This is a genomic window from Streptomyces sp. WG7, from assembly GCF_049975785.1.
Lineage (GTDB): Bacteria > Actinomycetota > Actinomycetes > Streptomycetales > Streptomycetaceae > Streptomyces.
Genome location: NZ_JBNGGE010000023.1, coordinates 108478 through 115103, shown reverse-complemented (window position 1 = coordinate 115103; position 6626 = coordinate 108478). Strand labels below are relative to the sequence as shown.

The following is a 6626-nucleotide window of genomic DNA, read 5'->3' as shown; positions in this document are numbered from 1 at the left end:
CATCGACGCCCTCACCCACGGCGACGTCGGAGTGCGCTCCCTCCAGGAACACGCCGAGTTCCTGACCGCGGCCCGCGACTAGCAGCCCCGAGGGGGACACCGGAAACGGTGTCCCCCTCTTCATGAGCCCACGCGCCCATGAGCCCCAGGGGGGCTCTACCCAGGCCTTACGAGGACACATGTACAAGATCTTCTTCAAGCTCGTCTTCTCCCGCATGGACCCGGAGCAGGCCCACCACCTGGCCTTCCGCTGGATCCGTGGCGCCGCCCGCGTCCCCGTGCTGCGCACCTTCGTCGCCGCCGCGCTCGCGCCGCGCCACAAGGAGCTGCGCACCGAGGCCCTCGGCCTGCGCATGCACGGGCCCTTCGGGCTCGCCGCGGGCTTCGACAAGAACGCCGTCGCCATCGACGGCATGGCGATGCTCGGCTTCGACCACGTCGAGATCGGCACCGTGACGGGGGAGCCGCAGCCCGGCAACCCCAAGAAGCGGCTGTTCCGGCTGGTGAGCGACCGCGCGCTGATCAACCGCATGGGCTTCAACAACGACGGCTCCCTGGCCGTCGCCGCCCGTCTGGCCTCCCGTACGCCGGTGTTCAAGACGGTCGTCGGCGTCAACATCGGAAAGACGAAGGTCGTCCCGGAGGAAGAGGCCGTCGGTGACTACGTGAAGTCCGCCGAACGCCTCGCCCCGCACGCCGACTACCTCGTCGTCAACGTCTCCTCCCCGAACACGCCCGGGCTGCGTAACCTCCAGGCCACCGAGGCACTGCGTCCGCTCCTGAGCGCCGTCCGTGAGGCCGCCGACCGCGCGGTCACCGCGCGGCGCGTCCCCCTCCTCGTCAAGATCGCGCCGGACCTCGCCGACGAGGACGTCGACGCGGTCGCCGACCTGGCCGTCGAGCTGGGCCTGGACGGCATCATCGCCACCAACACCACCATCGCGCGCGAGGGCCTCGGCCTGACGTCCTCGCCCGCCCTCGTGCAGGAGACCGGCGGTCTGTCCGGCGCGCCCCTCAAGGCGCGCTCCCTGGAGGTGCTGCGCCGCCTCTACGCGCGCGTGGGCGACCGGGTCACCCTGGTGGGCGTCGGCGGCGTCGAGACCGCCGAGGACGCCTGGCAGCGCATTCTGGCCGGGGCCACGCTGGTCCAGGGCTACAGCGCGTTCATCTACGAAGGCCCGTTCTACGCTCGCGCTCTCCACAAGGGGCTCGCCGCACGCCTGCGGCAGAGCCCGTACGCTACCCTCGCCGACGCCGTCGGCGCCGACGTGAGGAAGCCCCGATGAGCGGCATGACGGTACTCGAGCCCTTCGGCGCCCGGCTGCGCCGCGCGATGGACGAGCGCGGCCCGCTGTGCGTCGGCATCGACCCGCACGCCTCCCTGCTCGCCGAGTGGGGCCTGAACGACGACGTGGCCGGTCTGGAGCGTTTCAGCCGCACCGTCGTGGAGGCGGTGGCCGGCCGGGTGGCCGTGCTCAAGCCGCAGAGCGCCTTCTTCGAGCGCTTCGGGTCGCGCGGCGTCGCCGTCCTGGAGAAGTCGGTCGAACAGGCGCGGGCGGCCGGCGCCCTGGTCGTCATGGACGCCAAGCGCGGCGACATCGGCTCGACCATGGCCGCGTACGCCGAGTCGTTCCTGCACCGGGACTCCCCGCTGTTCTCGGACGCGCTGACCGTCTCGCCCTACCTCGGCTACGGGTCCCTCGGACCGGCCGTCGACATGGCGCGCGAGAACGGCGCGGGCCTGTTCGTGCTGGCGCTGACCTCCAACCCGGAGGGCGGCGAGGTCCAGCACGCGGTCCGGGCCGACGGGCGCAGCGTCGGCGCGACGATGCTGGCGCACCTGGCCGCCGAGAACGCGGGGGAGGCGCCCCTCGGCTCCTTCGGCGCGGTCGTCGGCGCCACCCTCGGCGACCTGTCGTCGTACGACCTGGGCATCAACGGCCCGCTCCTGGCGCCGGGCATCGGCGCGCAGGGTGCCACCCCCGCGGATCTGCCGCGGGTCTTCGGCGACGCGGTGCGCAACGTCGTTCCCAACGTCAGCCGGGGTGTTCTGCGTCACGGTCCCGACCCGGTCGCGTTGCGGACGGCCGCGGACCGCTTCGCGGAGGAGATCAGGACCGCGGTCGCGGCGACCTGACTCCGTACACACCCTCAAATCCGAGGCAGTATGTCCTAAATGCCCGACCTGGCAAAGGCTGACCAGGACTTTTCCGCTGTTCTCGCTGACTCTGGCGGACTTGACCGCTAGTCTCCGACAGGAGTCAACGGGCGAGCGTGTTGCTCGTGGCTCCCCAGGTGTGGGGCGACTAGGTTCCTCACCGGTCCGTATCCGACAGTTCGACATCCGAGGTGACGTAGGCGTGGCTCTTCCGCCCCTTACCCCTGAACAGCGCGCAGCCGCGCTCGAAAAGGCCGCCGCGGCTCGCCGGGAGCGGGCCGAGGTCAAGAATCGACTCAAGCACTCCGGCGCCTCCCTCCACGAGGTCATCAAGCAGGGCCAGGAGAACGACGTCATCGGCAAGATGAAGGTCTCAGCCCTCCTCGAGTCCCTGCCGGGCGTGGGCAAGGTCCGCGCCAAGCAGATCATGGAGCGACTGGGCATCTCCGAGAGCCGCCGCGTGCGTGGGCTCGGTTCCAACCAGATCGCCTCCCTGGAGCGCGAGTTCGGCAGCACCGGCAGCTGAGTCCGGAGCACTCCGGGTTTGCTGGAATAATCGCAGCATGGCTGCAACACCCCGGGGGACGTCCCCCGTACCCCCGGACGCACGTCCGCGGCTGACCGTGCTCTCCGGCCCCTCGGGGGTCGGCAAGAGCACGGTCGTCGCCCATATGCGCAAGGAACACCCCGAGGTATGGCTGTCGGTCTCGGCGACGACCCGCAGGCCCCGCCCCGGCGAGCAGCACGGTGTCCACTACTTCTTCGTCACCGACGAGGAGATGGACAAGCTGATCGCCAACGGCGAGCTGCTGGAGTGGGCCGAGTTCGCCGGCAACCGCTACGGCACGCCGCGTGCGGCCGTACTGGAGCGCCTGGAGGCCGGTGAGCCGGTGCTCCTGGAGATCGACCTCCAGGGCGCGCGGCAGGTCCGCGAGTCCATGCCCGAGGCCCGGCTGGTGTTCCTGGCTCCGCCCTCCTGGGAGGAGCTGGTGCGCAGGCTCACCGGCCGGGGCACCGAACCGCCGGAGGTGATCGAGCGCCGCCTCGCCGCGGCCAAGGTCGAACTGGCGGCCGAGCCGGAGTTCGACCAGACCCTGGTCAACACCTCCGTCGAGGACGTGGCGCGCGAGCTGCTAGCCTTGACGAACGTCGTGTGATCGTCACTGGTCCGCTGATCCCGACCGATCGGCCGACCGGTCACCCGACTGAATCTTTCCCATCCATCGGAAGGTAGAGCGTGTCCTCTTCCATCTCCGCGCCCGAGGGCATCATCAACCCGCCGATCGACGAGCTCCTCGAGGCCACGGACTCGAAGTACAGCCTCGTGATCTACGCGGCCAAGCGGGCCCGCCAGATCAACGCGTACTACTCGCAGCTCGGCGAGGGCCTCCTCGAGTACGTCGGTCCGCTCGTCGACACCCACGTCCACGAGAAGCCGCTCTCGATCGCCCTCCGCGAGATCAACGCGGGACTGCTGACCTCCGAGGCCATCGAAGGTCCGGCGCAGTAGTAGCGGTAGTACCGACCGCATCGGCGGTATTATTTTCAGCCTGAAGCTGACTTATCCACAGGCCCGGCAGTCCGACTGCCGGGCCTGTGGTGTGTGATGGGTCGTACGCGATATCCGAGTCGGGGAGAGACGGTGGACAAGCCCAAGGTCGTTCTGGGGGTCAGCGGCGGCATCGCCGCCTACAAGGCATGTGAGCTGCTTCGCAGGTTCACGGAGTCGGGGCACGAGGTCCGGGTCGTCCCCACCGCCTCCGCGCTGCACTTCGTCGGGGCCGCCACCTGGTCCGCCCTGTCCGGCAACCCCGTGTCGACCGAGGTGTGGGACGACGTCCACCAGGTCCCGCACGTGCGCATCGGCCAGCACGCCGACCTGGTCGTCGTCGCCCCGGCCACGGCCGACATGCTCGCCAAGGCGGCCCACGGCCTCGCCGACGACCTCCTCACCAACACGCTGCTCACGGCCCGCTGCCCGGTCGTCTTCGCTCCCGCCATGCACACCGAGATGTGGGAGCACCCGGCCACCCAGGAGAACGTGGCGACGCTGCGCCGCCGCGGCGCGGTCGTCATCGAGCCGGCCGTCGGCCGCCTCACCGGAGTCGACACCGGCAAGGGCCGACTGCCCGATCCGGGTGAGATCTTCGAGGTCTGCCGCCGGGTGCTCGCCCGCGGCGCGAGCGAGCCGGACCTCGCCGGACGGCACGTCGTCGTCAGCGCCGGCGGCACCCGGGAGCCCCTGGACCCGGTCCGCTTCCTCGGCAACCGCTCCTCGGGCAAGCAGGGCTACGCCCTCGCCCGCACCGCCGCCGCGCGGGGCGCCCGCGTCACGCTGGTCGCGGCGAACACGTCGCTGCCTGACCCGGCCGGCGTGGACGTGGTCCCGGTGGGCACGGCCGTGGAACTGCGCGAGGTGGTGCTGCGCGCCGCGGCGGACGCCGACGCCGTCGTCATGGCCGCGGCGGTCGCGGACTTCCGCCCGGCGACGTACGCCGCGGGGAAGATCAAGAAGAAGGACGACCAGGAGCCCGCGCCGATCGCCCTGGTGCGCAACCCGGACATCCTCGCGGAGGTCTCCACCGGGCGGACCCGCTCGGGTCAGGTCGTCGTCGGCTTCGCCGCGGAGACCGACGACGTCCTCGCCAACGGCCGGGCCAAGCTGAAGCGCAAGGGCTGCGACCTCCTCGTGGTGAACGAGGTGGGGGAGCGCAAGACCTTCGGCTCCGAGGAGAACGAGGCCGTGATCCTCGGCGCCGACGGCAGCGAGACCCCGGTGGCGCACGGCCCGAAGGAAGCGCTGGCCGAGGCCGTGTGGGACCTCGTGGCGGAACGGCTCGGCTGAACGACCCACCCGCTCCGCCCGCCTCGTGAACCCCGCGCATTCGAGCGTGGCGGCCCTGGCCAAGGGCGCTTCGTTCCGGGCAGAATGCCCGTGCCGCAGGTCACAGCCCTTCCGAGAGGCGAGACGGGTGGGCCCGTGGCGGAGCGCGACCGATAAACTGTTCTCGGACGTCGCCGGGTGCAGCTCCCCGTGCCGTCCACCAATGATCAGCCAGCAGCCGCTGCAACCCCAGGGAGCGTTGTGTCCCGTCGCCTGTTCACCTCGGAGTCTGTGACCGAGGGCCACCCCGACAAGATCGCTGACCAGATCAGCGACACCATTCTCGACGCGCTTCTGCGTGAGGACCCGACTTCCCGGGTCGCCGTCGAAACCCTCATCACCACCGGCCTGGTGCACGTGGCCGGCGAGGTCACGACCAAGGCCTACGCGGACATCGCCACGCTGGTCCGCGGCAAGATCCTGGAGATCGGCTACGACTCCTCGAAGAAGGGCTTCGACGGCGCCTCCTGCGGTGTCTCGGTCTCGATCGGCGCGCAGTCCCCGGACATCGCGCAGGGCGTCGACACGGCCTACGAGAACCGGGTCGAGGGCGATGAGGACGAGCTGGACCGGCAGGGCGCCGGTGACCAGGGCCTGATGTTCGGCTACGCGTCCGACGAGACGCCGACCCTGATGCCGCTGCCGGTCTTCCTGGCGCACCGCCTGTCCAAGCGCCTGTCCGAGGTCCGCAAGAACGGCACGATCCCCTACCTGCGCCCGGACGGCAAGACGCAGGTCACCATCGAGTACGACGGCGACAAGGCCGTCCGTCTCGACACGGTCGTGGTCTCCTCCCAGCACGCGAGCGACATCGACCTCGAGTCCCTGCTGGCGCCCGACATCAAGGAATTCGTCGTCGAGCCGGAGCTGAAGGCCCTGCTCGAGGACGGCATCAAGATCGACACGGAGAACTACCGCCTCCTGGTCAACCCGACCGGCCGCTTCGAGATCGGCGGTCCGATGGGCGACGCCGGCCTGACCGGCCGCAAGATCATCATCGACACCTACGGCGGCATGGCCCGCCACGGCGGCGGCGCCTTCTCCGGCAAGGACCCGTCCAAGGTCGACCGCTCCGCCGCGTACGCGATGCGCTGGGTCGCCAAGAACGTCGTCGCCGCGGGCCTCGCCGCCCGCTGCGAGGTCCAGGTCGCCTACGCCATCGGCAAGGCCGAGCCGGTCGGTCTCTTCGTGGAGACCTTCGGCACCGCCAAGATCGACGCCGAGAAGATCGAGAAGGCGATCGACGAGGTCTTCGACCTCCGCCCGGCCGCCATCATCCGCGACCTCGACCTGCTCCGCCCGATCTACGCCCAGACCGCGGCGTACGGCCACTTCGGCCGTGAGCTTCCCGACTTCACCTGGGAGCGCACGGACCGCGTGGACGCGCTGCGGCAGGCGGCGGGGCTGTAAGGCACCCGGCCCGACGGCACGTGCGCGGCCCGGCGTCCCCACTGGGGGCGCCGGGCCGCGACGTGTCCGCGGGCGGGCAGGGCCGGTGCCGGGCGCAGCGGTCCGCACCCGGGCTCCGTCGGCCGATCGGGTCCCGGTGGCCGGACAGGACAACCGGAAGAGACGCCGGCGGCA

Annotated in this window: 7 protein-coding genes; all 7 read left to right on the top strand. The window is 70.8% G+C overall.

Going from position 1 to position 6626, the window contains the following annotated elements; genetic code table 11:
- The first annotated feature begins 179 nt into the window (after window positions 1-179).
- The 7 genes from ACP4J0_RS22570 (at window position 180) to metK (ending at window position 6452) form a co-directional block, all read left to right on the top strand.
- Window positions 180-1286, top strand: coding sequence for a quinone-dependent dihydroorotate dehydrogenase (locus tag ACP4J0_RS22570; RefSeq protein ID WP_426600473.1), 1107 nt, complete (start codon window positions 180-182; stop codon window positions 1284-1286).
- 5 nt (window positions 1287-1291) lie between these two features.
- Window positions 1292-2137: an orotidine-5'-phosphate decarboxylase gene (gene pyrF / locus ACP4J0_RS22565; RefSeq protein WP_426600478.1), complete on the top strand. Its 846-nt coding sequence runs from the start codon at window positions 1292-1294 to the stop codon at window positions 2135-2137.
- A gap of 223 nt (window positions 2138-2360) precedes the next feature.
- The gene (locus ACP4J0_RS22560) at window positions 2361-2684 is read left to right on the top strand and encodes an integration host factor (RefSeq protein WP_003977346.1); all 324 of its coding nucleotides are present in this window, start codon (window positions 2361-2363) and stop codon (window positions 2682-2684) included.
- 37 nt (window positions 2685-2721) lie between these two features.
- Window positions 2722-3315 carry a guanylate kinase gene (gene gmk, locus ACP4J0_RS22555; RefSeq protein WP_426600472.1) on the top strand — a complete coding sequence of 198 codons (594 nt, stop codon included), beginning with the start codon at window positions 2722-2724 and terminating at the stop codon, window positions 3313-3315.
- Between the two features lie 80 nt (window positions 3316-3395).
- Entirely contained in the window at window positions 3396-3668 is a 273-nt protein-coding gene (rpoZ, locus tag ACP4J0_RS22550) for a DNA-directed RNA polymerase subunit omega (RefSeq protein ID WP_003977348.1), read from the top strand.
- 132 nt (window positions 3669-3800) lie between these two features.
- Window positions 3801-5003, top strand: coding sequence for a bifunctional phosphopantothenoylcysteine decarboxylase/phosphopantothenate--cysteine ligase CoaBC (gene coaBC, locus ACP4J0_RS22545; RefSeq protein ID WP_426600471.1), 1203 nt, complete (start codon window positions 3801-3803; stop codon window positions 5001-5003).
- A gap of 240 nt (window positions 5004-5243) precedes the next feature.
- The gene (metK, locus tag ACP4J0_RS22540; protein WP_426600470.1) at window positions 5244-6452 is read left to right on the top strand and encodes a methionine adenosyltransferase; all 1209 of its coding nucleotides are present in this window, start codon (window positions 5244-5246) and stop codon (window positions 6450-6452) included.
- Window positions 6453-6626 lie beyond the last annotated feature (174 nt).

Coding starts and splice junctions, on each gene's coding strand:
- ACP4J0_RS22570 (WP_426600473.1), top strand. CDS start 180: ATGTACAAGATCTTCTTCAAGCTCGTCTTCTCCCGCATGGACCCGGAG.
- pyrF (WP_426600478.1), top strand. CDS start 1,292: ATGACGGTACTCGAGCCCTTCGGCGCCCGGCTGCGCCGCGCGATGGAC.
- gmk (WP_426600472.1), top strand. CDS start 2,722: ATGGCTGCAACACCCCGGGGGACGTCCCCCGTACCCCCGGACGCACGT.